General features: G+C 63.5%; 4 protein-coding genes. 1 reads left to right on the forward strand and 3 read right to left on the reverse strand.

Features of this window, described 5'->3' with window-relative positions; all coding sequences use genetic code 11:
* Positions 1–32: 32 nt before the first annotated feature.
* Positions 33–437 carry an SWIB/MDM2 domain-containing protein gene (locus D9598_RS20820; RefSeq protein WP_232477502.1) on the forward strand — a complete coding sequence of 135 codons (405 nt, stop codon included), beginning with the start codon at positions 33–35 and terminating at the stop codon, positions 435–437.
* 123 nt (positions 438–560) lie between these two features.
* Here D9598_RS20820 and D9598_RS20825 read toward each other — a convergent pair whose 3' ends face one another.
* The 3 genes from D9598_RS20825 to D9598_RS20835 form a co-directional block, all read right to left on the reverse strand.
* The gene (locus D9598_RS20825; protein WP_198368393.1) at positions 561–782 is read right to left on the reverse strand and encodes a DUF883 C-terminal domain-containing protein; all 222 of its coding nucleotides are present in this window, start codon (positions 780–782) and stop codon (positions 561–563) included.
* 193 nt (positions 783–975) lie between these two features.
* Complete coding sequence (locus tag D9598_RS20830; RefSeq protein WP_198368394.1) at positions 976–1,626, reverse strand: SOS response-associated peptidase; 651 nt, start codon at positions 1,624–1,626, stop codon at positions 976–978.
* 180 nt (positions 1,627–1,806) lie between these two features.
* The coding region (locus D9598_RS20835; RefSeq protein WP_198368395.1) for a transposase at positions 1,807–2,223 on the reverse strand (417 nt) is incomplete at its 5' end.

Here is a 2,223-nt window from a genome sequence, read left to right on the forward strand (position 1 = left end):
CCTGCTAGTCAGTGGAGCAGTTTTTAGCTGCCATGGCTCGCATGGTGGATCAGCCCTGGCGCCAGACATCCTGGATGATCTTGCAGTGGAGTGTGGAAATGCCCGTCAAAACCACCGAAAAGAAGCCTGCCAAAACCGGGAAGGCTGCCACATCCGAAAAAGCTGAGGGCAAGTCCACGAAAGCTCCTGCCAAGAAGCCAAATGCCCTTCAGCAGCCTCTGCAGCCGTCGCCCGAACTTGCCGCGGTTGTGGGCGACGGAAAGCTCACTCGTGGCGAAGTGGTCAGCAAGGTTTGGGAATACATCAAGGCGGGCAATCGGCAGAACCCGGATGATCGCCGCGAGATCCTGGCCGACGACAAGCTGCGTGCGGTGTTTGGCAAGGACAAGGTGAGCATGTTCGAGATGAACAAGCACCTTGCCCGCCACGTGAAGTGAGCGCCGGCCAGGAGCCGCTGCCGTAAAGCGGCGGCACCCGGCCTCAACTCTGGCCACGGGCGGCAGGTGCCGCGCTGCGAGAGAAGGACCGGCCAGCGCTGCACAGGATGCCTCCTGGCTTTATCAGCGGCGACCAGCGAGCAGACCCAGCACCCAGCCGAGTGCACCAGCAGCCAGGAGGCTGGCGAAGGGATGCTGGTGAATATTGGCCAAAGTCGATGTCGCAAATCGCGGCTGCCCGGGCGCGCGCCTCATGTTGTCAGAAGCCCGGTCGGATATCTGCTGGGCCGTATGATCAAACTCAGCAAAGCCGGTTGCTTCCGGATCGGTCTGGGTGGTGCCCATCGGGTCTTCCTCCTTCACTTCAACAGCAACACATGACCAAGCTTCTGGTTGAGGCGGTAACGATCTGCGTCATGCATGCTCCTGCATGGGTTGGCGCAGCCCTCTGGCCGTGTCTGCCTTTGACCCTATCCACCAGCAGGGTCGCCCCGATCGGGTTCCATGCCACGTTGGCCGCGGGAAACAGGAACCAAACTTATTGTTCCTCCCCATCCTTCCGCTCGCCCTTGGCCACGATTTGCATCTGCCCGTCCGGCAATGGCCGCTGCAGTTCCCTCGCAATCTCCCACGGCGCCTCTAGCCAAGTGTTCATCTCGTCTGGCGTGGTCAGCAGCACCGGCATGGCCTTGGGGTGGATCGGACCCACCACGTCGTTGGCCTCGGTGGTCAGGAAGCCATAAAGCTGGTGCTCGCCCTCCACTGGGTTGGCCTTGCTGCCGCGCATGCCGGTCCAGCGGGTCCAGATCCCGGCAAAGGCAAACAGCGGCCGCTGTTCATCGAGGGCGAACCACACCGGCGTCTTCTTCGGCTTGGTGTCCTGCCATTCGCAGAAGGCGGTCACCGGCACCAGGCAGCGATGTGGGGGCCCCAGCCAGCGGCGCCAATACGGGCTCCGGGTGTTGCGGATGTTGGTGACAGGATGCCCACCGAACTGCGCCGGCCCCGGCATGCCCCAGCGCAGCATGGCCAGCTCCCGCCCGCCCTTCTCCGCCTGACGCACCACCGGCGCCAGGCTGTCGGGGTAGATGGCGGGCAGCGGCGGCAGGTTGCCGGTGCGGTCATCCACCACCCGCATCAGCGCGCGAATCGCCTGCTGGCTCGAGGTCATGCTGTACAAGTTGCACATGGCGCGCTGCCTTCCTCCCGGTCGCAGCACAACGCGCAAAGCCGTTGAAGGTGCTGTGCTTCAGCGAAGCGGCCGTCCCATCCCTTTCCGATCAACCCGCGCGTTCCAGCCGAGCTTGCGCTGTCAACCACCTCTTTGTTCTTGATTCGTTCTTCGAGTCTCATTTAGAGCGGTTTCCGATCAGTTTGCATCGTACCCAGCGGCGGCGAAGTAGTTGGCGCACTCGGCGGGCGTGAAGGTCTCGGTGATGCGTCCGATGGTGCTCCAGAGGCCTTCGACGCTGCGCTCGGCGGCCTTGCGGAGGCTGGCCTTCAGCTTGGCGAAGGCGTTCTCAATCGGATTGAAGTCGGGGCTGTAGGGCGGGAGATAGCGCAGGCTCGCGCCCGCGGCCTCGATGGCAGCCTGGACGCCCACACCCTTGTGGCTGCCGAGATTGTCCATGATGACGATGTCCCCAGGGCGCAGTTCCGGCACCAGCACCTGCTCGACGTAAGTGAGGAAGAGTTCGCCGTTGATTGGCCCGTCCAGGACCATCGGCGCGACCATGCCGCTGTTGCGCAGCCCGGCGACGAAGGTGGTGGTCTTCCAGTGCCCGTG

Origin of the sequence: Roseomonas sp. KE0001, from assembly GCF_016107285.1 — a bacterium.
In the GTDB taxonomy this organism is placed as follows: Bacteria; Pseudomonadota; Alphaproteobacteria; order Acetobacterales; family Acetobacteraceae; genus Pseudoroseomonas.